This is a genomic window from Hominifimenecus sp. rT4P-3 (assembly GCF_051055405.1).
In the GTDB taxonomy this organism is placed as follows: Bacteria; Bacillota; Clostridia; order Lachnospirales; family Lachnospiraceae; genus Pseudolachnospira.
Genome location: NZ_CP167068.1, coordinates 1,967,924 through 1,992,148, shown reverse-complemented (window position 1 = coordinate 1,992,148; position 24,225 = coordinate 1,967,924). Strand labels below are relative to the sequence as shown.

Genomic DNA, 24,225 nt, shown 5'->3' with positions numbered 1-24,225 from the left:
AGAATGAAGGGAAAATATGGACACACGTACGAAGATCATAAGGGAACGATATAAAAGAATGGCTCCGGCTGTGATAGAGGCGTTAAAGAAACGTGGATTTGACGGGTATTTTTGTGAAACAGCCCAGGAGGCGTCGGAAACCGTTTTATCGTTGATTCCGGAACATGCGACGGTTTCCCGGGGGGATTCAGTAACGCTGAATGAAATCGGCGTGATGGAAAAGATCAGACAAGCCGGATATTCCGTGATCGATATCCTGCAGGCGGACTCTCAGGAAGAACTGTTTTCTTTGATGCGGGAGGCATTGACCTGCGACGTCTTTCTGTCCAGCGTAAACGCGATGAGCGAGGACGGCGCCATGATCAATATCGATGGGACGGGAAATCGGATTGCCGCCATTGCCTTTGGGCCGAAGAGCGTGATTCTGGTAGTCGGCATGAATAAAATATGCCGGGATGCGGAAGCCGCCAGAGCGCGTGCCAGGACGTATGCCGCACCCAACAACGGACTGCGCCGAGAACTAAAACTTCCCTGTGCGAAAACCGGCTTTTGTCACGACTGCAATGCGCCGGACTGCATGTGCTCCCAGATTGTGGAGATGCGCCGGAACAGCATTCCCCATCGGGTGAAGGTCATTTTGGTAGGAGAGGATCTTGGGCTTTAAAGAAATAGAATAAGAACAAACGGAGGAACAAATTCCATGGCAAATAAAATAAGAACTCGATTTGCGCCGAGCCCCACGGGCCGGATGCATGTGGGAAACCTGCGGACGGCGCTTTATGCGTATCTGATTGCGAAACATGAGGGCGGAGATTTTATCCTGCGGATTGAAGATACCGACCAGGAACGGTTTGTGCCGGAAGCGCTGGATATCATTTACCGGACCCTGAAAGCGACAGGGCTTGTTCATGACGAAGGACCGGATCAGGACGGCGGAGTGGGGCCGTACGTACAAAGCGAACGCCAGGCAAAGGGCCTTTATTTGGAATACGCCAAAAAGCTGATCGAAAAAGGGGAGGCGTACTATTGTTTCTGCGATAAAGAGCGTCTGGAATCTCTGCGTCAGACCATCGAGGGAAAAGAAATTGCCATTTACGACAAGCATTGCCTGGGGCTTTCCAAAGAGGAAGTGGAGGCAAAACTTGCCGCCGGCGAGCCTTATGTAATTCGGCAGAATATTCCAAGGGAAGGGACGACCACCTTCCACGATGAGATTTATGGCAGCATTACCGTGCCGAATACAGAGCTGGACGATATGATTTTGATCAAATCGGATGGATATCCCACCTACAACTTTGCCAATGTGGTGGACGACCATCTGATGGGAATTACCCATGTGGTACGGGGAAACGAATATCTGTCTTCCTCCCCCAAATATACCCGCCTGTACGAGGCCTTTGGCTGGGAAGAACCGGTATATGTGCACTGCCCGCTGATCACGGATAAGGAGCATAAAAAGCTATCGAAGAGAAGCGGCCATTCCTCCTATGAAGACTTGATCGAGCAGGGATTCCTCAATGAGGCGGTGGTGAACTTTGTCGCCCTTCTCGGATGGAGCCCGGAGGAGAATCGGGAGATCTATTCTTTGGAGGAACTGGTGAAGGTATTTGATTACCGTCATATCAGCAAATCTCCGGCGGTATTTGACATACAGAAACTCCGCTGGATGAACGGCGAATACATCAAGGCGATGGAGCAGGAGGAATATTATGCGAAAGCGCTTCCGATCGTGGAGTCTGTGGTGAAACGGGATGTGGATCAGAAAGCCATTGCAGATTTGATGAAAACCAGGATTGAAGTATTTCCGGATATTGCGGAACCCATCGACTTTTTTGAGGAGCTTCCGGATTACGATGTGGCCATGTACACCCACAAGAAGATGAAAACCAACTCGGAAAATTCCCTGACCGCGCTTCAGGAATTGCTGCCCCGCATCGAAGCTCTCCCGGACACCGGCCATGAGCAGGTGCAGGAGATGGTGGCCGCCTATGTGGAGGAAAAGGGAATCAAGAACGGACAAGCGCTTTGGCCTCTTCGTACCGCGGTTTCTGGCAAGCAGATGACGCCGGGCGGCGCTTATGAGATCATGGAGATTCTCGGAAAAGAGGAGAGCATCCGCCGTATTCGTATAGGAATTGAGAAGTTATGCCATTCCATAAATCCCAATTAGAAGCGATTCGTTTTGGAGAGGGGCCGGCCTTAATTTTGGCTGGCCCAGGCTCCGGAAAGACAACGGTTATTACTCATCGGGTTCGGACGCTGATCGCGGAGCGCGGCGTGGACCCGTCACGAATTCTTGTTATCACATTTACCAAAGCGGCTGCCGATGAAATGAAAGAGCGGTTCCTGCGCCTGATCGGGGAGGATACGACAACGGTTTCTTTCGGCACCTTTCATGCTGTCTTTTTCAAAATCCTAAAAATTGCCTATCATTATAATGGAAGCCATATTTTGCGGCCGGAAAAAAAGCAAGAGCTGATGCGCCAGGTTCTGGCAGAAGTGCGCCCGCAAGTGGAAGACGAGGCGGAATTTCTTTCGGAGATTTCCAATGAAATCAGCCGGGTCAAGGGAGACCGGATCGATCTGGAGCACTATTACTCCAACCATTGCCCGGAGGATGTATTCCAGGCAATCTACCGCGGATACGAGAGGAAGCTGCGGGAAGCAGGGCTGATTGATTTCGACGATATGCTGCGGCTTTGCGATGAATTGCTGCGGGCGCGGCCGGATATATTAGCGGTCTGGCAGAAAAAATATCAGTATATCTTGATCGATGAGTTTCAGGATATCAATCGAATCCAGTATGAGGTCATCCGTATGCTGGCGGCTCCGGAGAACAATCTTTTTATTGTGGGAGACGACGACCAGTCGATTTACCGGTTTCGCGGCGCAAAGCCGGAGATTATGCTTGGATTTCCCAAGGATTATCCAGCGGCAAAAAGGATTTTGCTTTCTGTCAATTACCGTTCCCGGCCGGAAATCGTTCAGGCGGCCAGCCAATTGGTGATGCACAATGAAACCAGATTTTTAAAGCAGCTTTCCGCGGCGGCTTCTCCGGGAGGAAAATTGATTGGAAAAGCGTTTTGCAATCCGGCGGAGGAAGGGCGGTCGGTCGTAAAAGAACTTCAGGACTATCATCGGCAAGGCATTCCCTATGAGGAGATGGCGCTTTTGTTTCGGACGAACCAGAATCCCAGGGGGATTGTGGAGCAGTTATTGCGGATGAACCTTCCTTTTTCCATGCGGGATGTGGTGCCAAATTTGTATGAGCATTGGATTTCGGGCGATATTTTGACGTATCTTTTGATCGCCCATGGAAGCCGAAGGCGGGGGGATTTTCTGCGGATTATCAACCGGCCGAAACGCTATGTGCACCGGGCGGCTTTCCAGGAACCGGAAGTGGACATGCAGCAGTTGAAGAAATATTACCAGAGCAAAGACTGGATGATCGATAAGTTGGAGCGGCTGGAATATGATCTTTCGGCGATTGGGAAGATGACGCCATTTGCTGCGATCACCTATTTACGAAAGAGCGTCGGCTATGAAGACTACTTAAAGGAATATGCGGAGTATCGGCGCATGCAGCCGGAGGAGATTTTCGACGTGTTGGACGAGCTGCAGGAAGCGTCCAGGCCGTTTCGGAACCTGCAAGAGTGGATGGGGCATATCCGAGACTATACGCGGGAACTGAAAGAGCAGAAAACGGAGCGGAAAAATTCTGGGGGAATTGCGGTTTCGACGATGCACAGCGCCAAAGGCCTGGAATATCAGGTGGTATATATTTTGGACGCCAATGAGGGGATCACCCCTTACAAAAAAACGGCTGGAAAAGCGGATCTGGAGGAAGAACGCCGGCTCTTTTATGTGGCGGCGACCAGGGCGAAGCAATATTTACATGTATACTGGACAAAGGAACATTATCACAAAGAATTGCCCGCATCTCGCTTTGTAACAGAACTTTTCGGCAGCAAAGCCGTTCGTCTGGCGGAAGGCGGAGGCGGGAACCGAAGCGGGGCAGGGTCTGGCTTTGAGGAATCAAGAAAATTGTAGGAATTTTGTAAGAAAATAGAAGCCTTAGCTGTGTTAAGATGATATCAGACGTGCGGAAAGGAAGCTTATCAGCCGGTTTCCTCCACGCCGCCAGGGGAATGCCGGAAGCATTCCTACATTCGTTGACAGCAGATGGAGGTATGGGATGGACGGATATCAGAAGGCTTGGGAGATCATCGGGCAGGTGAAGCAGGTCATCCAGGGAAAGGATGCCTGTATTCAAAAACTTCTTGCCGCCATGTTGGCGGGAGGCCACATTTTGATCGACGATATTCCGGGAGTGGGAAAGACGACGATGGCGTTGGCCTTTGCGGGTGCGATGCGCCTTTCTTACAGCCGGATGCAGTTTACGCCGGATGTGCTGCCTTCCGATGTGACCGGTTTTTATCTTTACGAAAAAGAACGGGGACAATTTCGATATCAGCCGGGGCCGGTGATGTGCCAGCTGTTTCTGGCGGATGAGATCAATCGAACCTCTCCCAAAACCCAGTCCGCTCTTTTGGAAGTGATGGAAGAAGGGCAGGTGACGTTGGAGGGAAGGACGCATCCAGTGCCGAATCCTTTTACGGTTATCGCCACGCAGAACCCAGTGGGCTCTGCCGGAACCCAGCTTTTGCCGGATTCTCAGCTGGATCGCTTTTGCATTTGCCTGACGGTCGGCTATCCTTCCCAGGAAAATGAAATGCAGATCTTAAAAGGGCGCCAGCAGGGGAATCCATTGGAATTGGTAAATCCGGTGGCAAACGCGGACGACCTTCTTTTCATGCAGCGGCAGGTAGAGCAGATTTTTGTGCACGATGCCATTTTAAAATATATTACGTCTTTGGCAAAAGCGACCAGGGAACATCCCTATCTGGCCCTGGGGCTAAGCCCAAGAGGTTCCTTGGCCCTTTGCCGAATGGCGAAAGCGTCGGCGTATCTAAGCGGTAGAGATTATGTGCTGCCGGAAGATGTGGCCGCCTTGTTTCCCGATGTGGCAAGGCACCGCTTGATTCTTTCTCCGCGCGCCAAGGCTTCTCATGTGACTGTTCCTGATATCATGGGAGAAATCCTAAAGCAGGTTCCTGGACCAACTCTGCGGGGGCGTTGAGCATGAAACGCAGAATTGTCTATCTGTTCCTGATAGCGGGAACCTTTTATCTGTTGATTATGTATGCGGCAAGGGTTTTTTTGCTGCTGCTTTTACTGGAATTGCTTTTCCCGCTTTTTCAATTGCTTCTGCTTTGGTTTCAGGCTGCCGGATTGAGAGGGCGGTGGGAGGAAGCAGGAGGTACGGTTCGGTTTGTCATAGAAAATAAAGGCATTTTGCCCTTTTTAAACTTATCTGTCCGAATCGTGCTCCATCATCCTTGGAGTAAAACCGTGCGGACGTTTCGGCGGAATGTAACGGTAAGTGGAAGACACCGTCAGGAGCTCGTGTTTCAGCCGGAGCAGCTTCCCTGTGGGCGAAGCGAAATTCAGATTGACCGTTTGCGGCTACGGGATTATCTGGGACTATTTTCTGTAAAGAAACGGGTAAATTTTAGCAGAACGTTCCGCAGGGTGCCGGATTTGGTCCCGGTGGAACTTTCTGTCAGCGGAAGAACCTGGTCCTTCCGGGCAGATGGAGAAATTTTTTCAAAAGAAAAACCAGGGGAAGATCCGGCGGAGGTGTTTGGCCTGCGGGAATATCAGCCAGGCGACCGATTGCAGCGAGTACATTGGAAACTATCGGCCCGGTCGGAAGAGTGGATGGTAAAGGAATTAAGTTTAGCGGTAATCCCGCGAGTGCTCTTTCTTTTGGATCTTCACCGAACTTCCGATATCACGATGGAGCAAAGCAACGCCTATTTGACAGCGGCGCTTTCCATCAGCCATGCGATAGCATGGGAGGGATGCTGTCATGAGATTGGCTGGTATCTTCCGGAGCAGAAGTCTTTTGCCATTTATCGAATTGAGGAATCAGAACAGGTGTTAGAGACGGCGGAGCAGTTGATGGAAGCGGAATTGTATGAGGAATCCGTCGATCTTTGGGAACTCTGTCATGCGGAAGGACGGGCGGCAAAGTATGCCGGAATTCTTCGGCTGACCTTGGGAATGGAGCTATGGTATGGAGAAGAGCGAGTAGGAACGCTGTCTTTTGACGATATAAAAGAAAGCCTGGCCCACTGTGGATTAGAAGTCTAAAAAGGAATGACATGACGAAAAGGAAACGCATAGGGATCGGATATTCTGTAGTCGAAATTCTCTGTCAGATTGGCTTATTGGCAGGGCTTGTTTCCGGCATCCTTTTTTTCGGGGCGGAAGAACTGGAACTGACTTTTTCCGAGGCGCCGGTTATCTGGACGATGATTGTCGCAGCCATCCTAGCCGTGGTTTTATGCCGGATGTCGATGCCTACGTATCTGATTGCTATCTCTGGCATCGCCGGAACCGGCGTTGCGTTTTATTTTTTGTGGGAGCCAATTTCACTGGGCGCGCGGGTTGCCGCCACTCAGTGGGTAGAACTGTTCAATGACTATTTTCATCAGTGGAAATCTGGACCGGAAATGCCGGAATTGGCAAGACTGTCTTCTGGTGCGAGGGAAGCGCTTCTTTCGGAAAGCAGTCAGATTTTTTTGATGTATCTGGCGGCGATCTTGCTTTTTTGGAGTGCGTTTTTTCTGATTCGAATGGGTTCTCTTGCCGTGCTTCATACGTTGCTGGGCTTGGAGTTGTTTTTCATTTTAACCGTCGGCGTCGTACCGAAGGGTTATAGCTTACTTTGGTATATTGCATTGACGCTCCTGTGGAGTTCCGGAGGAGGAAGCCGTGGATTGAGGCAAAAGGGTGCGTTTGGCCGGTGGCACTGGGGAAAAGCGTCCTTCGCTGCGGCTGCTTTCTCTGCTGCGGCCATGGGGATTGCGTTGTGGATTTGTATTGGCGCGCTGCTGCCGAAGGCCGAGCCGTTTTTGGCGGAAGGCGGCAGTGGGATGAAGACGTGGATTCGGGCGAGATTGGAGGAGGCGGCGGACTGGGATGCCTTGTTTGGAAACAGCGCCCGCTCCGGCGGTGTGAATGGTGGAGATTTGTCCCGCCAGGGAGACCGGATGGAGTCAGGAAGCGTTGCCTTGTCTGTAACGGTTAATCAGCTTCCATCCGAAAGCCTTTATTTGAAGGCATACGTGGGGAGCGAGTATGAGGGCGATTCCTGGGAATCTTTGCCGGCTGGTCTATTGGAGAGGGAAAGCGGCCTTTTGGCGGAGCACGTATGGGAATTTCCGGTGGATTTTTTGGCACGTGCAGGCGCTGCGTTTTCCGATATTACCGTAGAGCTCCACGACGCGGCCAATCAATATCTGTATGTCCCCTATGGTGCTGCTATTCCGGAGGACAGTCGGTTTGTCAGCGATCAGTATCTGCGCCGTTGGTCCAGTGAGCGAGAGCATTATTCTTATAGTTCGGATTTTTATTTCCTTGCGGATACAGCCCCGCGGGAACGAAAAGAAGAGCGCATCTATGCGGAATATGTGCGGGAACATTATCTGGAGACGCCAAATGCTGAGGTTTGGGAGCAATGGAAAGCAAGCAAAAAGGAGGGGGCGTCCTTATCGGCTTTGATCGGAGAGATTCAGGATTATCTGGCGGATCAGGCGGATTATACCCTTTCTCCGGGCCCCTTGCCGGAAGGGGAGGATTTTATCGAGTATTTTTTGTTTCAGAATAGAAAGGGGTATTGTACTCATTTTGCCTCGGCGGCAACGATTTTGTTCCGGCTTTGGGATATTCCGGCCCGGTATGTGGAAGGGTACGTGGTGTCCCCGGAAGAATTTCGGGATAATGGAGATGGAACCTGGACGGCTTGGGTGACCGATGGAAGCGCCCATGCGTGGACCGAAATTTACCGGGAAGGCGTGACATGGTATCCAGTGGAGACAACGCCGCCTTACTGGAATGAGGGAAATCTGTTTCCAGTAGGCCAGGAACCCGATGAGACAGAGGTGCCTTTGGAGTCAGAGTCGGAGGAAGCGGAAAGCCCCGCAGAATCGCAGCCGGAATCTCCGATGGAAACGGGAAATGAAGCGGAGATGGAGACATCCTCTCTTTCCCAAGAAGAAACCAAGCCTGTGAGCGAGGAAGCAAAGCAGGAACCAACGTTCCATCCGATTTTTTGGTATATTTTTGGCATCGTTTTGGTGGTCTTGCTGACCGCCGGCGTTATCGTGGGGAAAAAGGCTTTTGAAAGGAAACGCCGCTGGAAGCGGATCCAAGATCCGAACCGTCGCCTTGCGGTACTTGCTCTGGGGGAAGAAGCAGAACGTTTACTTTTTGGAACAGCGGAGCAAAGTGTTGTCTTAAAAGCGGATTTTGGGCAAAAGGCGGCGGAGCAAATAATAGAAATTGATAGAAAAACATGGGAGAACTTTGCGCAGCTGGTAAAGAAAGTACGTTTTAGTCCGCATCCGGTCAGTGAAGAAGAGTATTTGGCGGTTTTGGCTGTTTACCAGAAGGCGCGGGAATGCCGGAAAAAGAGAATATAGAGATTTAATGGGCGAAATGGTAAAAGAGAATGCGAATTATAAGGAAGAAAAAATAAAAACAAAAAAGATTCAAACAAATATAGAATAGAGGAAAAAATAAAAAAATATTAAAAAATATATTGACAAAACAAAGGGCGTCATGTATACTAAAACTATCAAAAGAAGAGAAGAGTAGAAGACATCAAGGAAAGGGAATTTCCGAAGAACTTTTGAAATCTGGCGAAAGGAGGTACGGACCACCTAAAACAGAAAGCGAAGTTCCGCATCAGGCGGAACAAGGTGTACGAAAGTACATTTTATATAGATTTCCAAGAGTACTTAACCGTAAGGAAAATCGGATGAGAGAAAGTAGTTTTATTGGTGCAGGATGAGGACGTGCGAGCGGAGCATCCTAGGCATGTAAGAACGACATCCGACAGAAGGAAGGCAACAGAAACGATTGCGGTAAGGAAGAGGAATGAGAGGAAAACTGAATATGGTTCAGGTCGACAATCACAAAGGAGGATTGGTCCAATGGACGAGATAGTTTAGAAGGCGGATACCGATGGAAATCGATATCCGCCTTAGAATTTTGTCAGATTCCGATAGCAGGGGCCTCACAGGAAAACATGTCGGAATATTTTGTAGAGTTTCGGAGCAAGTACTTCTAGGATTCCATAAATTTGTAAAGAGCACTCACAAAAATAAGAAACTCGCTGCGCTCAAACAGTCTTATTTTTGTTCGTAATACAAATTTTCGGAATCGAAGAAGTTCTAGCGCTCCTGCAAATACAAAATATTCCGACATGTTTTCCTGTGAGGCCCCTTGCTATCGGAATCTGACAGAAGAACGCTTTATTAAGGGGGCGTGCGGCTGGAAAAGGAGTGGTTTTCACACTTGGGGAAGTGTGTTAAAATGAAAAGGACGGATTGGAGCGTTTTTTCAATTGAAGGGAACCTTACAGCAACTGTAAGTGGTGTTTCTGATTCCGATTTATTATAATTCGAATCAAAGAACGGATAGGAGGATTTTATGAACACTACAGACAGGATTTTGGAGATTGAAAGCCTTACCAAAATATATGGCAAAGGGAGTACGAAAACCGAGGCATTGAAGGGCATTTCCTTTGAGGTGCTGGAAGGGGAATTTCTTGGTATCATGGGGGCCAGCGGTTCTGGAAAAACAACCCTTCTCAATTGTATCGCTACCATGATCAAGCCGAGTTCCGGCAAAGTGGTTTTGCGGGGACAGGATATTTCCGGTTTTCGAGGGGCTAAACTGGCCAACTACCGGGGAAAAGAGATTGGCTACCTGTTCCAGGAATTTGAACTGTTGGACAATTTGACTGCTGAAGAAAACATCAGCCTGCCGATGGCCTTACACGGAGTGACAGCAAAGGCGGCGAAAGCCGATATTTTAAAATGGGCTTCTATGCTGGATATCGCGGACGTGTTGGATAAGTTTCCTGCGCAGATGTCCGGCGGACAAAAGCAGCGGGTTGCGGCGGCAAGGGCGTTGATTTCGAATCCGGAGGTGGTACTGGCCGACGAGCCCACTGGGTCTCTGGACAGTAAAAATTCAAAAATTTTGATGGAAAAGCTTGCGGAGGTGAATCGAAAGCAACACAAAACAATTTTGATGGTTACTCACGACGCCAATGCGGCAAGCTATTGTTCCCGTATTTTGTTTATTCAGGACGGTTCTGTCTTTCATGAGCTGCGCCGCAGTTTGGAAAAAGAAAATCGGGCTGCTTTTTATGAAAGAATCGTAGCTGTGATGGCACAGTTGGGAGGAGGCAGCGCAAATGTTCTTTAAACAAGTGCGGAGAAACGCGGCCAAAAACCGGAAGGGAAACGGACTGCTTTTTGGCTCGCTGGTGGTGGCGATTGTTGCGTTTTATACGCTTCTTTCTCTAGAAACCCAGGATGTAATTCGTTTTCTTGCGACTATGGAAGGCGATGCGATTCAGAAGTTGCTGAGGATGCTTCAGGTTGTTTACCTGATATCGCTGTTTTTTGTGTTTTTTCTTGTTTATTTTGCCTGCAAATACCAGACGGACAACAGGCGCCGGGAATTTGGCCTATATTTGATGCTGGGCATGAAACGTTCCCGATTGTTTATAACCCTTTTTTGTGAAACCTTTTGGAACAGTTTGGTTTCCCTTGGCATCGGCCTGCCCGCCGCCCTTTTATTGACTGAGGGAATCAGCATGGCGACGGCAAAATGGGTTGGGCTTGGAATTATCGGCCATCGCTTTTCCGTTTCGTCTGACGCTATCCTTTGGACCGTATGCGGCTTTGTGATTGTGCAGATCTGTTCCATGCTGGTGATCTGTATTCCGCTGGGGAGAGAAGAGCCGGCCCAGCTTTTGCGCTCCAACGCGGCCCAAAAGCAGGTGCGATTATCTCAGAAGAAAAGCAGGTTTTTCTTTTTTGCTGGAATTTTGTTACTGCTGATTGCCTATTACCTTGGAATCTTTCAGCTAAAAAGACTGGAAATCACCACTATTTTCGGGTTGCTGCTGTCGGGGATTCTCGGAACCTTTTTCCTCTATAAGGGGTTGGGAGGCCTGTTGGGGAGACGGATTTGCAGGAAACAGGAATTGGCAAAGGGGCTGGAAACCTTTACCGGCAGGCAGGTACAGGAGCAGGTAATTGGCCAGTATAAAGCGTTGTCCATCGCCTCCTTACTTTTGCTGATGGCGCTTTCTTGTGCGTCTTATGGGATTTCCATTGGTCTGGGGCGCACGGCGAACGGCCATTCCACGGATTTATCTATCTTTGGAAGTCCCCAGAAAATCACCGCCTTTTTGGAGCAGGAGGATATCCGGGAAAAGGTAAAAGTTTCTTATCCCATGTACTTGTCCATGGTAAAAGACGACTTTGATCTGAAAACATTCAAACAGACGCTTGCGTCGATTCCGGAAAGCGATAACATGGTGGAAAATGCCCATGTGGATTATGTGATTTCGGAAAGCTCCTATAACAATATTAGAAAAGCTATGGGAGAGCCGGAAATAGAGCTAGATCAAAAGAAAGTGGCTCTCTACACTTCGGAGGATCGAAACTATGTGAAGTTTTATGAGATTTTGGAGCAGGCTTTGAAAAAGGGCGCTTCGATTGGAATACGGGGGGAAGAGTATGAGATCTGTCCAGAACTTTTTTACGATAATATTGTGGCGGATCGTTCGATTACGCTTTATATGGCTCTGATTGTGCCGGATACGCTCTATGGGGAAATTGCGCGGGAGAGCGGGCCGTATTGCCAGAATGTTCACCTGGCGGACGAGTTTATCGAAGAATATGGGTTGATGCAGGCAATTCAGGAAGTGGATCAAAAGTTGGCGGATGCAGGCTTTGAATACGACAGTTATCTGACGGGAATCGGGCGGAATCTTTTCTATTCGGTTGGAGCCAGCTATCTGACGATCTATCTTGGCATTCTGTTTTTTCTGATTGCGAATACGGTCATTGGCCTAAAATACCTGATTGGGCAGCGGCAGAATAAAAGCCGTTATCATACGCTTTTCGCGCTTGGCGCGGGAAAAGCGGAAGCCTGTTCTTCGGTTAAAAAGCAGATACAGACGTTTTTCTCGCTGGCCCTTGGGGTTTCCATCATAAACAGCGTCGCTGCCGTCGTCTCGCTATTTTCAAGCGTTACAAGGCTGCCGGTTGGTACGTCGGTTGGTACGGTTAGCCTGTTGGCCGGAGGCGCACTGCTTGCTTTTGTGTTGATGGAAGTGATCTATATCTGGGTGGTAAAACGAATGGCATGCCGTGAGATACGAGAACTTCCTTAATTGCATCATGAAGCATGGATACTTTCAATTGACAAGGGCAACGTTTATAAGTGGAGGCGGCATATGACACGGATCATGATTGTAGAAGATGATGCTTATCTCTGCGAAGAGATGATACAGACTTTTCAAAGAAAGGGATACCAGACTTCGGGTATCTCTTCCTTTGCCGCGGTGGAGAGGGAAGTGCTGGATAGCCATCCGGATCTGGTGGTTTTGGATGTGAATCTTCCCGGAAAATCCGGGTATGAATTATGTAAATGGCTGAAAGCGAGGGCATCCTTTCCCATTTTAATCCTGACGGCAAGAGATACGCTTTCCGACGAATTGACTGCTCTTGGCCTCGGTGCGGATGATTTTTTGACAAAACCCTGCCATCCTGCCAGGCTGATCGCCAGGGCAGAACGATTATTGCAGACCTATGGTAAAGTAAAGCATGTCATCCAGGCAGGATCGCTTTCTTTGGACACCAGCACTTATCAGCTGATATGGCAAAATACTGAGCGGATTTTACCGGAGACAGAGGGGAAAATTTTACGGCTTCTCATGCAGCAGCATCCGCAGCTTGTCTCCAAAGAGGAAATTTTTATGGAGGTTTGGGGGACGGACATATTTGTGGATGAAAATATTTTACAGGTCAATATGACCAGACTGCGCAAAGATCTAGCGGAGATCGGATTGGTTCAGGCGGTAAAAACCGTCCGTGGGAAAGGGTATCTGTTGGAGGTGGACGAGTGATGGCCGGGAGAATGCGAAGAAATCACTGGTTGACGCTGTTTTTAGTGACAGATTTGGCGTTCATTTTTTTAGTGTGGATATTACGTCCGGATGCTTTGATGAGCATTAGCTTGTTTCTCATTCTTTTTACCGTGTTCATTACCGCGATAGGAATTTTTCTGGAACAACGCAGGCGAAAGAAGATCGCGGAGGCGCTGGAACATTTTCTGGAGATGCCGGAGAGAGCAGGCAAAGAGGCTTTGATACAGGCTGCAGGGGAAGCGTGGAGTGAAGAGATTGAACGCTTGTTTTCCAGAATGACGGAACAACAAGATCAGATCAATGAGAAAACCATAGAGCTTGCGTCTTACCGGGAGTATATAGAGGCTTGGGTGCATGAAATGAAAACGCCTCTATCTCTTTCTACCTTAGTTCTGGAAAACCATAAAGAGGAGATGACGCCCTATGTCTATGGTAGGATGAATTATGTGCAGCATCAGATAAATGAAAATGTAGAGCGGATTTTGTATTATGCCCGTCTTCAGATCAAACATGCCGATGAGAAATATGCCGCGGTTCGCCTGGATTTGTGTGTCGAGGAGGCGATGGCAGAATATCGGGCCTTCGCAGAGGAAAAACAGATTGCCCTTTGTCTGGATTTGACGCCCCTGACGGTCGTGTCAGACAAAAGAGTGCTGATTTTCCTGATTTCCCAGCTCCTTGGAAATGCCATAAAATATGCGGACGCTAAGGATGCCAAAGTATCGGCAGCCGCCTGGCAGGAAGGCGATACGGTGTTTCTCGCGATTCGTGATAATGGGCGAGGCGTGCCGCCGGAAGACGCGCCCTTTCTTTTTGACAAAGGCTTTACGGGAAGCCACCCAGACCGCCAAAAAGCTACGGGCATGGGGCTGTATCTGGTGAAACAGTATGCAAAGAAGCTGTGTGTCAAAGTGGAATTGGAGCCGATTTCCATTACTGGTCAGGGCTTTGGTATTCGGTTGATTTTTCAGCTTTGAATACCTTCAACGGGCAGGAACGGATTGGATTTTAACCACTTATCCTTTGAAATCGACCGACTACGGAAAATGGATGGAAGTCGGTCGATTTTTTTTCTATAATGATTCCGGTGGCAAACAGGTTTTCGCCGGAGAGCGTTTGGTACCGGAACTCTATGATGATATCGGGAAGGGGGGAATCTCATGCAAGTCGAGATAAAAATCGACAGTTCCTACACGGAACCGAAAGTATTGATACTGACGAATGCCGTGACGGACGATGTGAACAATATCGTAAAACGGATATCAGAATGTACTCCGCAAATTATTTCTGGCAGTAAAGACGAGAAAATAGAAGTATTGGAGCAAGCGGAATTGATTCGGATTTATGCGGGGGCGGGAAAGGTTTTCGCTGTTACGAACCGAGGAGAATATACGCTGCGCCTTCGATTGTATGAGGTAGAGGAACGGTTGAATCCGGAGCAGTTTATTCGCATTTCAAATTCGGAGATTATCAACTTAAAACAAGTCTGCAATTTTGACTTGAGTTTTACGGGTACCATTTGCGTCAAATTGTCCAATGGAACCACGACGTATGTTTCCAGGCGGTATGTTTCAAAGATAAAAAAGCTATTAGGAATATAAGGGGGAAGAAGATGAAAAAGAAACTGATTCTACGTGGTATTTTAGGGTTCCCGCTTGGAATAACCATCGGATATTGCATTACGATATTGATTTCTCTTGTATGGGCAGATGGATATTACTCGCCTTGTGTGCCGGAACTTATCTCCGTCATGGGAAATGAAATCTATGCGGTTCTTTTCCAGGCGCTCCTTTCTGGGCTGCTGGGCGCGGGTTTTGGGGCAAGTTCTGTGATATGGGAAATCGAAAGCTGGAGTATTGTGAAGCAGACCGGGATTTATTTTGGCATTGTTTCCGTAATCATGATGCCGGTGGCTTATTTTACGTACTGGATGGAACATAGTATGGCGGGATTTTTGAGCTATTTTGGGATTTTTGTTTTGATTTTTGTCATGATCTGGATTTTGCAATTTGTTTGGGGCAAGCAGATGGTCAAAAAAATGAACGCGAATTTGTATAAAGTGAAAAATGATGAGTAAGAGGAATTTTTGGATGAGTGGATGTTAGGACCATACGGTCTCGGATACTCCACCGAAATGAAAAACAGCCGTCGGATCATTTGCATATCCGTCGGCTGTTGCCTGCTTGTTGGTTTTTACTCGAACTCTCCCTCGCTGGCCGGAACTAGTTCGTCGTATTCCTCTTCATCTAAAATCTCATCAAACCGGTCGATGACGGCTTCGTACTCGTCGTCTCCTTCGATGCAGCCAAGCACCGGCTGACCGTCCGGGGTTTCCGAATAGCGATAGAAGAATACATCCCCGTCCTCCTCGTCTTCCCCGTCCGGCAGCAGAGCGATGTACTGTTTGCCATCCACAGGAAAGATCGTCAAAACCGAGCAGACTAATTGGGTTCCATCGTCCAGCTCCAGGGTCATCACCAGATCTTCTCCATCCGGGCAGCAGCCGCCGTCGCAGCAGCTGCAATCGCAGTCTTGTCCATTTTCCAACATAGATTTTATTTCCTTTCTGAGTAAATTTCTTCTTATTATTTCCAACGGAGCTTGTCCTATGTGTATCCGGATTTTAGACGTTAAAGCGGAACAAAATCACATCGCCGTCCTGAACCACATATTCCTTTCCTTCCAAACCGACCACGCCCTTTTCCTTTGCGGCTGCATAAGAACCTGCATCCAGAAGAGCCTGATAATTGACCACTTCGGCGCGGATAAAGCCACGCTCAAAGTCGGAATGGATTTTTCCGGCGGCCTGGGGAGCCTTTGTGCCTTTTTTGATGGTCCACGCTCTGGTTTCCTGCTCCCCGGCAGTGAGATAACTGATCAGCCCTAACAGATGATAGCTGGCAGTGATCAGCTTTTCCAAGCCGGATTCGGTCAGTCCCAGATCTTCCAGGAACATCTTCTTTTCATCTTCCTCCAGTTCGGAGATTTCTTCCTCAATCTTCGCGCAGATCACGAAGACCTCGCTGTCTTCCCCGGCGGCAAAGGCACGAACCTTCTGCACAAAAGGATTGGATGAGCCGTCATCCGCCAGATCGTCTTCATTTACATTGGCCGCATAGATTACAGGCTTGGCCGTCAAAAGATTGAAGGATGCGATCCGTGCGGCTTCCTCATCATCTGCCGGGACGAGGGTCTTCGCGGGCTTTTCTGCTTCCAGCCATTCTTTGACTTTGTTCAGGGTCTCTAGTTCCGCCGCGGCAGCCTTGTCGTTTCGCGCAACCTTGGCTGTTTTCGCGATACGGCGCTCTAAAATTTCTAGATCGGAAAAAATCAGTTCCAGATTGATGGTCTCGATATCCCGGATGGGGTCTACGCTGCCGTCTACGTGGACGACATTGGTGTCCTCAAAGCAGCGTACCACATGGACGATCGCGTCTACCTCCCGGATATTAGAGAGAAACTGATTTCCCAATCCTTCCCCCTTGCTGGCTCCTTTCACCAGGCCGGCGATATCGACAAATTCGATGACGGCTGGGGTGACTTTCCGGGACTGATACATATTGGCCAAAAGTCCAAGACGGAAGTCTGGAACGGTGACGATACCGACATTAGGGTCGATGGTGCAAAACGGATAATTAGCGGATTCGGCGCCAGCTTTGGTCAAGGAATTGAATAACGTACTTTTTCCAACGTTGGGCAGACCGACGATTCCCAATTTCATATATACTCATTCTCCTTTGATTTTTCTTGATTTGCAAGGCTTTCAGCGTTCGACGGCTCGGCTGTTACACCATTTCCACACTTGCAAAAAAGAACACACTACCACGCATAAATATAGCATATAACGTCCTTTTTCTCAAGCTGTTGCGTGAAAAAACTCTCAGCCTTTTTGAATGCCTAAATAAATTCCAGTTCATATATCCCTACTGGATTTAAGCCTGTCACTAATTCCTTTATAATAGACCTTGCAGTATGTCTGTAATATAAATAGCGGCGTTTTAAAAAGCAAGTAATTAACTAAAAAAGTTCAATTCATACCGAAACGATATTTGGGGAATAATATTTCGGAAAGAATTTACAAAAACTCGTTACTATTGTTCCTTAAAAGTGGTATAATGGTATTCGACATAAGATTTTAACGGAGGAAACTCATTATGGATTATATAAAAGTGGCAGAAGCGGCAGCAAAATGGGGCATTTCCCCTCGACGTGTTCGTGTCCTGTGTACGGAAGGTAAGATCCCCGGTATGGTACGTCGTGGTAAGTTGTATATGATTCCAGCGAACGCTGAAAAGCCTGTTGACGGGCGTACCAATCGTGCTGCGCTCCTGACCGTCATTGACGGCAAAAAGGAACAGCTTCAAAAGATGCGTCCTCTGACCGAGGGCGAAGTGGAGCGCCTTCGTGAAGAATTTATGGTGGAGTTTACCTATAACTCCAACGCTATCGAAGGCAACACCCTTACACTAAAGGAAACCGCAATGGTTTTAGAGGGTATGACCATTGACCAAAAACCGATGAAGGATCACCTTGAAGCCGTGGGACACCGTGATGCTTTTATGTATGTGCAGGATATTGCCACCAAGGGAATCGACCTAACTGAGAGCGTTATTAAAAATATCCATTCCCTCGTTCTGATAAACAGACCGCAGGATAAAGGCGTGTACCGCGCTATCCCCGTGCGTATTATGGGCGCTTATACCGAGCCTGTCCAGCCCTATTTGATCGAGCCGAAAATGACGGAACTGCTTGCGGTAAATAAAGAACGGGAGCAGACAATGCACATCATCGAACGCATTGCACGCTTTCATCTTGAATTTGAGGGTATACATCCCTTTATTGACGGCAACGGCAGAACCGGCAGACTGATACTCAATCTTGATTTGATTCGCAACGGTTATCCCGCTATCAACGTAAAATTCACCGATCGTAAGCGTTATTACGATGCTTTTGACGCTTATTACCGTGACGGCAACGCCGATGCAATGATTGAACTGATCGGTGAATATGTGGATAGACGACTGGATGAATACTTTAATGTATTAAACGGTACAATGAGTCGTATTTAGTTCCATTCCTCCATCAAAAGGAAATCGCGGATATTTCGGTGCTTGATACCATTTCGGCTCATATCGAACTCATCGAGAGAAACAACATACTTCGGGAAATTGTCGCGGATAGTATCATACGCGCCAAACTCACGGTTGACCGTTTCCTCCGACGCCAGCAGATAAGTGACCTGGACATACAGTTTTTCGCCGCGCTTGTCGCATACAAAATCAATTTCCTTATCGCCCGTTCTGCCAACGGTGACTTTGTAGCCCCGGCGCAGTAATTCCAGATAGACGATATTCTCTAAGATGAGATTGATGTCCCGCATATTGCCACCGAAAACAGCCTCACGGATGCCGTGATCGGCAATATAATACTTCTCGTTGGAGGCAAGAATCTGTTTGCCCTGCAAATCTTCCCGCTTCACCTGATAGAACAGGTAAGCCTCGCAGCAGTATTTGATATAGTTCAGTATCGTTTCCGGGGCAACGGTGCGCTGCTCGCTTTTAAGAAACTTTGCAAGAGAGGTTGCGGAGAAGGTCATACCTACATTGGCAATCACATAGGCAATAATTCGTTCCAGTAAGTCAACATCCCGAATTTTATTCCGTTTCACAATGTCCTTGAGCTGGACGGAGTTGAATAAATCATGAAGATATTGCCTGGATGGAGCGTCTGCATAACGAAGGTTTGCGAGGTAAGGCATACCTCCGGCAAGCAGATACTTTTGGAAACACTTCTGGATTGACTCATTGGGGGCAATAGAACGGTACAACTCCATGAACTCTCCAAATGAGAACGGGTAGATTACAAACTCCACATACCGTCCGCCCAAGTAGGTTGCAAGCTCACCGGACAGCAGCTTTGCATTCGAACCGGTGATGTAGATGTCACAGTCCAGCGAAACGCGGAAAGAGTTGATGCACTTCTCCCAGTCTTTGACTTCTTGTATTTCATCAAAGAACAGATAGACTTTGCCTTCCATCGCTGTGGCTCTCTTGGTGATCTCGTCGTGCAGCGCCTGAGCGGTTTGCAGATGGGAATAGCTCATATCTTCAAAGTTGATGGAGATAAACTGTGTCGGGCTGACACCGGACTCTGTGAGTTCTTGCTTGATCAGTTCCAACATGACCGACTTTCCGCAGCGGCGAATACCGGTCATAACCTTTATAAGTTCCGATCCGATGAACGGACGGATACGGCTCATATACAATTCGCGTTTAATCATAAATTTCAGCCCCCTTTCCCGTGGCTGACCATAGTATATCATGTTTACAAGTGAAACTCAATGGAGAAATTGAGGATTTATAAGTTATAACTGATAAAACGCAAAATTCGACAAGCGGTTTCAGATAAACCTTGAAGATGCAGGAGGTGATCCTGTAAATGTCGATATCCGCCCCCAAATGCAACAATGATGCGAATTTTGTCGAAACTACCCGACGCTTTTCTCCTGCTTTTGTTTGCATTTTCCACGAAATTTGGGTACAATAAATCCAAGCGGCAAAAGAATAGACAAGAAACGACGGGAGAATTTTATGTACCGAAGAGAAGAACTGAGAAAAAAAATCGAAGATAAGAGAAAGGAACTCAGCGAAGCGATAGACCGCGATGGCAGCGCGGACGACCTATACCGGCTGAGTGTGGAGCTGGATCATCTCATTGCTCTATATATGGAGGAATAGCAGCTCCGTGTCTACAAGCCCTTGATGTTACGACATCAGGGCTTATTTTTATGCACGAATTTCCTAAGGTTATCGCCTGAATTACCATATTTTTCCACAAGAAAAAAGAGGGATAGATTTAAAAAAAGGGGTTGCTATTTAGCGAAAAGTTGTTTAGAATAGATACCAAGTGGTGGAAAGTGGTAGAAAGTAGCATGAAGTGGTGGAAAAGAGGTGAGTTTTCATGTTCATGGGTGAATACAGCCATACGATTGACGCAAAAGGGCGTCTGATTATCCCCTCCCGGTTTCGGGACGAGCTGGGGGATACCTTTGTTGTGACCAAAGGATTGGATGGCTGTCTTTTTGCATACACCAATGAAGAATGGAAACACTTCGAGGAGAAGCTTCAGGCAATTCCGGTCAGTAACCAGAAGGGGCGTCGGTTTGCCCGATACTTCCTCGCTGGCGCTACCTTGTGCGAAGTGGACAAGCAGGGTAGAATTCTGATTCCTGCAAATCTGCGTGCTGCCGCTGGCCTGGAAAAAGATGTGGTTCTGGCCGGCGTAGGAGATCGGGTAGAAATTTGGGATAAGAATAACTGGGCCGAAGCCAACACTTACGACGATATGGATGAAATAGCAGCGAATATGGAAGGATTGGGAATTTAATATGGAGTTTCGTCATGTTTCTGTCTTGCTGGAGCCATCGCTGGAGAACCTGGCCATTCGTCCAGACGGCGTCTATGTGGATGGCACGTTAGGCGGCGGCGGACATTCTTTCCACATCGCAGAGAGGCTGGGCTCGAAGGGGCGCCTGATCGGTATAGACCGGGATGCGGCAGCAATACAGGCCGCTGGAGAACGCCTGAAGCCTTACCATGAGAAAGTAACGATTGTAAAAGATAATTACGGAAATATTCGGGACGTCTTAAACAGCCTTCAGATCTCTGGCGTAGACGGTATTCTTTTGGATTTGGGGGTATCCTCCTATCAACTGGATACGGCAGAGCGGGGATTCTCCTATATGGCGGACGCTCCTTTGGACATGCGGATGGACCAGGAGGAAGCGAGGACGGCGCGAGATATTGTCAATGAGTACAACGAAGAAGAGCTGTACCGAATGATTCGGGATTACGGCGAGGACAAGTTTGCGAGGAACATTGCAAGGCATATCTGCAAAGAAAGAGAAAAAGAGCCTATCGAGACGACTGGACAGTTGGTCCGCGTGATCGAGCAGGCGATCCCTAAGAAAATACAAAAAACAGGCGGGCATCCTGCCAAAAGAACATTTCAGGCGATTCGAATTGAGTTAAATCGGGAGCTTACCGTGTTAGATGAAGTTGTCGATACGATGATTGACTGTCTGAATCCAGGCGGAAGGCTTTGCATCATTACCTTTCATTCTTTGGAAGACCGCATTGTGAAAGGTAGATTCCGTACGGCGGAAGACCCGTGTATCTGTCCGAAGAATTTTCCGGTCTGTGTTTGCGGGCGAAAGAGCAAGGGACATGTGGTGACGAGAAAACCGATTCTTCCTACCGAACAGGAAATGAGGGAAAATCCGAGAGCGAAGAGCGCAAAGCTGCGGGTATTTGAAAAGATGATAGAAGAAAAATAAGAAGTTGTTCAGGCGGCTGTTGCCCGTATGAATAAAGGAGGGTAAGCGGGAAACCGCAAAAAGTCCTTTCCAAGAGCAATTCGGAAAGGCAAGGAGGTTTTTATGGCAAATGTGAGGAAAAGCAATACGAGAAATGCGGCGCCGCGTCCCCGGCTTGTAGTCGAGGGGAATACGGTTCGCCGGGAAGAATACATAGAGAGGAAAAAAAGACAACAGGAAAGAGAGCGGCTGAGCAATTCCGCCCTGCGGCGTAATCGGGAGAAAGCGCTTCAGATCAGCGTTCCCTATTTGCTGATGCTGGCGGCGGCTACGGTAGCCGTGGTGATGATCTGCGTCAGCTATTTGAAGGTACAGTCCAGCATTACGGCACATCAGACCAGCATCGGAAGGCTGGAGAGCCAACTGTCCACTCTGAAAACCAACAATAGCGCGACAGAAAACAGGATCAATGCATATGTAGATTTGGATTACATATTCAAGGTGGCGACCGAGGAATTGGGCATGACGTATGCCTCCGATAATCAGGTCATCTACTATGATAAATCAGAAAGCGAGTATGTACGTCAATATGAAGACATCCCGACCCATTGATGAGAGAAAGGCAAGAAGCAAGAGGAATCGCTGGAAAATATTTCGGAAATACATGCAGGCAAAGCTGCTGTTTACCTTTGTTGTGGTAGCAGTGGCTTTGCTTTCCCTTAGCTTGGTTTTACTTTCTATTTCCGGAAAGACCGGAGAAGAGTATAGCAAGACGGTTTTGAAGCAGCAAAATTATAACAGTACGGTGCTTCCCTTTAAGCGGGGAACGATTATGGACCGGAATCACACGGTTCTTGCAGACAGTGAGCAAGTCTACAACCTGATTTTAGATCCGAAGGTGATTCTGGCCGACGAACGAAAAAATACAGAGACCACATTGGACGCGCTGGTTCAATGTTTTGGCTACGATAGAAACGAGCTTTCCGCGCTGCTGGAGGAGAAGGCGGAGAAATCCTATGTTCGTTATGCCAGGCAGCTGAGCATGGACGACAAAGCGAAATTCACCACCTACGAAGAGGAATTTAATAAAAACGCAAAGAAGAAAAAAACGCCAAAGGTGACAGGCGTATGGTTCGAATCCGAATATAAGAGGATTTATCCTTACAATACATTGGCCAGCGCTGTTTTGGGCTTTTCTTCCAGCGACAGCAGCCGTGGAAACTGGGGAATCGAGCAGTACTACAACGAAGAACTGATTGGAACCAACGGCCGTACCTATGGCTATATGAATAACGACGGTGATTTGGAGCGAATCACCAAGGAAGCCATCGACGGAAATACGATCGTGACTACAATCGATTATACGATCCAATCGGCGGCGGAGAAGTATATCGCGGAATTTTTGACCGAGTACAAAGCGGAGAATGTCGGCGTACTGGTCATGAATCCCAACAATGGGGAGATCTTGGCCATGGCCACCAGCACTCCCTATGATCTCAATCATCCTGGCGATTTATCCGCTTACTATGACGAGGCGGCAATCGCCGCCATGGACGATAAGGCGAAAAGCGACGCATTGGCTCAAATTTGGAAAAACTTCGCGGTTCAGGACGCCTACGAACCAGGCTCTACGGCAAAACCCTTTACGGTGTCGGCGGGGCTTGAGGAGAACTTGATCGCAAAAGAGAGCGAGTATATCTGCGACGGCGTGGAAGTGTTCGGCAGCGGCTCCTATGAAGCGCCGGTACGGTGTAATGCGACCCACGGGAGAGTGAATTTAGAGGAATCTTTGATGTATTCCTGTAATGACGCGATGATGGCGATTGGACAGATCCTGGGAAGCGATGTGTTTTGTAAATATCTCAGCCAATTTGGCTTTGGAAAGCAAACGGGAATCGATCTGCCCGGCGAATCGCCGGGGCTCATTTATCAGCCGCAGAATATGGGAGTCGTGGATCTGGCGACGAACTCCTTTGGACAAAATTACAATGCTACGATGGTGCAGATGGGGGCGGCTTTCTGTTCTGTTATCAACGGCGGTTCCTATTACATGCCCCATATGGTGAAGCAGATATTAAGCCCCCAGGGAGATTTGGTTCGGGACGTGGAGCCGGTCTTAATGAGGGAGACGGTCAGCGAATCCAGCTCGGAGTTTATCCGTAATGCACTCTGGAAAACCGTCCTGGATGGAACCGGAAAGGCGGCTCAGATCGAGGGATATGATGTGGGCGGAAAGACCGGAACAGCGCAGAAACAGCCTCGTGAAGAGAAAAAGTATCTGGTTTCCTTTATGGGTTTTGCGCCGGTGGAACATCCGGAGGTAGTGGTCTATGTGATCGTGGACAATCCGGAAAAATTGAAGTTGGAAGAAGGCGAAGAGACGAATGTCAGTGCGAAACTGGCGATCGGCATCGAAAAAAAAGTGATGGAAGCTATTTTGCCGTATCTTAGCATCAGCATGTCGTCCGAATATATCCCGGAGACCACCCCGGCAAGCACGGAGCCGGCGGAACCGACAGATCCGGAGACCGATGCACAGGGAAATACAATTCCGGCTTCGGCCAGCGCCAGCCATGATGAACAGGTACCGCAGGATGGCATTCTGGACGATCCGACGGAAACGCCGGCATCTTCCGAAGAAACTTCGCCGGAAGATGCGGGAAATAGCGGCGGAGAGGGGCAACCTGATCCGGAGGCAGAGGGCGCGGCGTCCCCGGAAGGAGAACCGCAGGAAGCCCAATAGAATAATTAGCGCTTGTCCTTCATATCATGAATAGACGGGATAAAAGGAGAAGCGTATGATACGAAACCGTGTGGTTCACAAACG

General features: G+C 48.4%; 21 protein-coding genes. 18 read left to right on the top strand and 3 right to left on the bottom strand.

Annotation, left to right across the window (positions count from 1 at the left end):
* Window positions 1–16: 16 nt before the first annotated feature.
* The 12 genes from ACCC71_RS09285 (at window position 17) to ACCC71_RS09230 (ending at window position 15,161) form a co-directional block, all read left to right on the top strand.
* Window positions 17–664, top strand: coding sequence for a lactate utilization protein (locus ACCC71_RS09285; RefSeq protein ID WP_434309347.1), 648 nt, complete (start codon window positions 17–19; stop codon window positions 662–664).
* A 36-nt stretch (window positions 665–700) separates the two neighbouring features.
* Complete coding sequence (gene gltX / locus ACCC71_RS09280) at window positions 701–2,170, top strand: glutamate--tRNA ligase (RefSeq protein ID WP_434309346.1); 1,470 nt, start codon at window positions 701–703, stop codon at window positions 2,168–2,170.
* The gene (locus ACCC71_RS09275; protein ID WP_434309345.1) at window positions 2,146–4,050 is read left to right on the top strand and encodes an ATP-dependent helicase; all 1,905 of its coding nucleotides are present in this window, start codon (window positions 2,146–2,148) and stop codon (window positions 4,048–4,050) included. The genes gltX and ACCC71_RS09275 overlap by 25 nt, the downstream gene beginning before the upstream one ends.
* Before the next feature lie 145 nt (window positions 4,051–4,195).
* Entirely contained in the window at window positions 4,196–5,140 is a 945-nt protein-coding gene (locus ACCC71_RS09270; protein WP_434309344.1) for an AAA family ATPase, read from the top strand.
* Between the two features lie 2 nt (window positions 5,141–5,142).
* On the top strand, window positions 5,143–6,216 hold the full coding sequence (locus ACCC71_RS09265; protein WP_434309343.1) for a DUF58 domain-containing protein: 1,074 nt from the start codon (window positions 5,143–5,145) through the stop codon (window positions 6,214–6,216).
* Between the two features lie 11 nt (window positions 6,217–6,227).
* On the top strand, window positions 6,228–8,549 hold the full coding sequence (locus tag ACCC71_RS09260; protein WP_434309342.1) for a transglutaminaseTgpA domain-containing protein: 2,322 nt from the start codon (window positions 6,228–6,230) through the stop codon (window positions 8,547–8,549).
* Window positions 8,550–9,561: 1,012 nt separating this feature from the next.
* The gene (locus tag ACCC71_RS09255) at window positions 9,562–10,344 is read left to right on the top strand and encodes an ABC transporter ATP-binding protein (RefSeq protein ID WP_434309341.1); all 783 of its coding nucleotides are present in this window, start codon (window positions 9,562–9,564) and stop codon (window positions 10,342–10,344) included.
* Entirely contained in the window at window positions 10,334–12,328 is a 1,995-nt protein-coding gene (locus ACCC71_RS09250) for an FtsX-like permease family protein (protein WP_434309340.1), read from the top strand. The genes ACCC71_RS09255 and ACCC71_RS09250 overlap by 11 nt, the downstream gene beginning before the upstream one ends.
* A 63-nt stretch (window positions 12,329–12,391) precedes the next feature.
* Window positions 12,392–13,063, top strand: a complete 672-nt coding sequence (locus ACCC71_RS09245) for a response regulator transcription factor (RefSeq protein WP_434309339.1) — start codon at window positions 12,392–12,394, stop codon at window positions 13,061–13,063.
* Window positions 13,063–14,061: a sensor histidine kinase gene (locus tag ACCC71_RS09240; RefSeq protein WP_434309338.1), complete on the top strand. Its 999-nt coding sequence runs from the start codon at window positions 13,063–13,065 to the stop codon at window positions 14,059–14,061. Before ACCC71_RS09245 ends, ACCC71_RS09240 begins: the two co-directional genes overlap by 1 nt.
* Before the next feature lie 183 nt (window positions 14,062–14,244).
* Window positions 14,245–14,685 (top strand): LytTR family DNA-binding domain-containing protein, encoded by a 441-nt coding sequence (locus tag ACCC71_RS09235; protein ID WP_434309337.1) that lies wholly within the window; start codon window positions 14,245–14,247, stop codon window positions 14,683–14,685.
* A gap of 11 nt (window positions 14,686–14,696) precedes the next feature.
* The gene (locus tag ACCC71_RS09230; RefSeq protein WP_434309336.1) at window positions 14,697–15,161 is read left to right on the top strand and encodes a DUF3021 domain-containing protein; all 465 of its coding nucleotides are present in this window, start codon (window positions 14,697–14,699) and stop codon (window positions 15,159–15,161) included.
* A gap of 116 nt (window positions 15,162–15,277) precedes the next feature.
* On the opposite strand, the gene ACCC71_RS09225 is transcribed toward ACCC71_RS09230, so the two are convergent.
* Together ACCC71_RS09225 and ychF are read right to left on the bottom strand one after the other, a co-directional pair.
* Window positions 15,278–15,634, bottom strand: coding sequence for a DUF1292 domain-containing protein (locus tag ACCC71_RS09225; RefSeq protein WP_434309335.1), 357 nt, complete (start codon window positions 15,632–15,634; stop codon window positions 15,278–15,280).
* Between the two features lie 73 nt (window positions 15,635–15,707).
* Complete coding sequence (ychF, locus tag ACCC71_RS09220) at window positions 15,708–16,805, bottom strand: redox-regulated ATPase YchF (RefSeq protein WP_434309334.1); 1,098 nt, start codon at window positions 16,803–16,805, stop codon at window positions 15,708–15,710.
* Window positions 16,806–17,238: 433 nt separating this feature from the next.
* Between ychF and ACCC71_RS09215 the strand changes: the two genes are divergently transcribed.
* Complete coding sequence (locus ACCC71_RS09215; RefSeq protein ID WP_434309333.1) at window positions 17,239–18,153, top strand: Fic family protein; 915 nt, start codon at window positions 17,239–17,241, stop codon at window positions 18,151–18,153.
* Here ACCC71_RS09215 and ACCC71_RS09210 read toward each other — a convergent pair.
* A complete protein-coding gene (locus ACCC71_RS09210; RefSeq protein WP_434309332.1) occupies window positions 18,150–19,364 on the bottom strand; it encodes an ATP-binding protein in 1,215 nt (404 codons plus the stop codon). The genes ACCC71_RS09215 and ACCC71_RS09210 overlap by 4 nt on opposite strands.
* A gap of 310 nt (window positions 19,365–19,674) precedes the next feature.
* On the opposite strand from ACCC71_RS09210, the gene ACCC71_RS09205 reads away from it, so the two are divergent.
* The 5 genes from ACCC71_RS09205 to ACCC71_RS09185 all read left to right on the top strand — a co-directional run bounded on the left by ACCC71_RS09205 (window position 19,675) and on the right by ACCC71_RS09185 (window position 24,141).
* Window positions 19,675–19,821, top strand: coding sequence for a Spo0E family sporulation regulatory protein-aspartic acid phosphatase (locus tag ACCC71_RS09205; protein ID WP_434309331.1), 147 nt, complete (start codon window positions 19,675–19,677; stop codon window positions 19,819–19,821).
* A gap of 223 nt (window positions 19,822–20,044) precedes the next feature.
* Window positions 20,045–20,470: a division/cell wall cluster transcriptional repressor MraZ gene (gene mraZ / locus ACCC71_RS09200; protein ID WP_434309330.1), complete on the top strand. Its 426-nt coding sequence runs from the start codon at window positions 20,045–20,047 to the stop codon at window positions 20,468–20,470.
* Window position 20,471: 1 nt separating this feature from the next.
* Complete coding sequence (gene rsmH / locus ACCC71_RS09195) at window positions 20,472–21,419, top strand: 16S rRNA (cytosine(1402)-N(4))-methyltransferase RsmH (protein WP_434309329.1); 948 nt, start codon at window positions 20,472–20,474, stop codon at window positions 21,417–21,419.
* Between the two features lie 102 nt (window positions 21,420–21,521).
* A complete protein-coding gene (locus ACCC71_RS09190; RefSeq protein WP_434309328.1) occupies window positions 21,522–22,010 on the top strand; it encodes a cell division protein FtsL in 489 nt (162 codons plus the stop codon).
* The gene (locus ACCC71_RS09185; protein WP_434309327.1) at window positions 21,976–24,141 is read left to right on the top strand and encodes a penicillin-binding transpeptidase domain-containing protein; all 2,166 of its coding nucleotides are present in this window, start codon (window positions 21,976–21,978) and stop codon (window positions 24,139–24,141) included. The genes ACCC71_RS09190 and ACCC71_RS09185 overlap by 35 nt, the downstream gene beginning before the upstream one ends.
* The last annotated feature ends 84 nt before the right edge of the window (window positions 24,142–24,225 follow it).

Coding starts and splice junctions, on each gene's coding strand:
- ACCC71_RS09285 (WP_434309347.1), top strand. CDS start 17: ATGGACACACGTACGAAGATCATAAGGGAACGATATAAAAGAATGGCT.
- gltX (WP_434309346.1), top strand. CDS start 701: ATGGCAAATAAAATAAGAACTCGATTTGCGCCGAGCCCCACGGGCCGG.
- ACCC71_RS09275 (WP_434309345.1), top strand. CDS start 2,146: ATGCCATTCCATAAATCCCAATTAGAAGCGATTCGTTTTGGAGAGGGG.
- ACCC71_RS09270 (WP_434309344.1), top strand. CDS start 4,196: ATGGACGGATATCAGAAGGCTTGGGAGATCATCGGGCAGGTGAAGCAG.
- ACCC71_RS09265 (WP_434309343.1), top strand. CDS start 5,143: ATGAAACGCAGAATTGTCTATCTGTTCCTGATAGCGGGAACCTTTTAT.
- ACCC71_RS09260 (WP_434309342.1), top strand. CDS start 6,228: ATGACGAAAAGGAAACGCATAGGGATCGGATATTCTGTAGTCGAAATT.
- ACCC71_RS09255 (WP_434309341.1), top strand. CDS start 9,562: ATGAACACTACAGACAGGATTTTGGAGATTGAAAGCCTTACCAAAATA.
- ACCC71_RS09250 (WP_434309340.1), top strand. CDS start 10,334: ATGTTCTTTAAACAAGTGCGGAGAAACGCGGCCAAAAACCGGAAGGGA.
- ACCC71_RS09245 (WP_434309339.1), top strand. CDS start 12,392: ATGACACGGATCATGATTGTAGAAGATGATGCTTATCTCTGCGAAGAG.
- ACCC71_RS09240 (WP_434309338.1), top strand. CDS start 13,063: ATGGCCGGGAGAATGCGAAGAAATCACTGGTTGACGCTGTTTTTAGTG.
- ACCC71_RS09235 (WP_434309337.1), top strand. CDS start 14,245: ATGCAAGTCGAGATAAAAATCGACAGTTCCTACACGGAACCGAAAGTA.
- ACCC71_RS09230 (WP_434309336.1), top strand. CDS start 14,697: ATGAAAAAGAAACTGATTCTACGTGGTATTTTAGGGTTCCCGCTTGGA.
- ACCC71_RS09225 (WP_434309335.1), bottom strand. CDS start 15,634: ATGTTGGAAAATGGACAAGACTGCGATTGCAGCTGCTGCGACGGCGGC.
- ychF (WP_434309334.1), bottom strand. CDS start 16,805: ATGAAATTGGGAATCGTCGGTCTGCCCAACGTTGGAAAAAGTACGTTA.
- ACCC71_RS09215 (WP_434309333.1), top strand. CDS start 17,239: ATGGATTATATAAAAGTGGCAGAAGCGGCAGCAAAATGGGGCATTTCC.
- ACCC71_RS09210 (WP_434309332.1), bottom strand. CDS start 19,364: ATGATTAAACGCGAATTGTATATGAGCCGTATCCGTCCGTTCATCGGA.
- ACCC71_RS09205 (WP_434309331.1), top strand. CDS start 19,675: ATGTACCGAAGAGAAGAACTGAGAAAAAAAATCGAAGATAAGAGAAAG.
- mraZ (WP_434309330.1), top strand. CDS start 20,045: ATGTTCATGGGTGAATACAGCCATACGATTGACGCAAAAGGGCGTCTG.
- rsmH (WP_434309329.1), top strand. CDS start 20,472: ATGGAGTTTCGTCATGTTTCTGTCTTGCTGGAGCCATCGCTGGAGAAC.
- ACCC71_RS09190 (WP_434309328.1), top strand. CDS start 21,522: ATGGCAAATGTGAGGAAAAGCAATACGAGAAATGCGGCGCCGCGTCCC.
- ACCC71_RS09185 (WP_434309327.1), top strand. CDS start 21,976: ATGTACGTCAATATGAAGACATCCCGACCCATTGATGAGAGAAAGGCA.